Source organism: Mucilaginibacter sp. P4_G9, from assembly GCF_056400985.1.
The window spans coordinates 1-595 of sequence record NZ_JBFUKF010000939.1; the positions used below are offsets into that span (position 1 = coordinate 1).

1 protein-coding gene is annotated in these 595 nt (G+C 42.3%); it reads right to left on the minus strand.

The annotated features are described in order from the left end of the window. Window positions 1–595 (minus strand): PhoH family protein (locus AC1DPZ_RS28680; protein ID WP_477409944.1); only part of this gene is annotated, 595 nt, incomplete at both ends.

Genomic DNA, 595 nt, shown 5'->3' on the forward strand with positions numbered 1-595 from the left:
AATATGTGCATAGAGTGGATGTCCCTTCGCTTTATCAATCAGATATGACAGCCCGTTACTTTCGGCATCCAGGTATGGCGTATCAATCTGGTAAATATCACCTGTAAACACAAATTTACTGTTCTCGCCTGCACGGGAAATAATGGTTTTTACTTCGTGCGGAGTAAGATTTTGTGCCTCATCTACTATAAAGAATATMTTGCTTAGGGTGCGGCCACGGATAAATGCCAGGGGAGCTATAGATATTTTATCGTTAGCTACCAGTTCATCAATTTTAGCCTGCATTTTATCATCATCGGCAAACTGGTCTTTAATAAATTTAAGGTTATCCCATATTGGGGCCATGTAGGGGTCTATCTTTGATTTGATGTCGCCGGGTAAAAAACCAATATCCTTATTACTTAATGGAACAATGGGGCGGGTAACAAATATTTGCCGGTAATATTTGCGCTGCTCCAACGCGCTGGCCAGGGCCAGCAGGGTTTTACCGGTACCGGCGTTACCCTGTATGGTTACCAGTTTAATATCGGGATCTAAAAGCGCATGAATAGCAAAAGCTTGCTCAATATTGCGTGGATAAATATTGAATACCGGC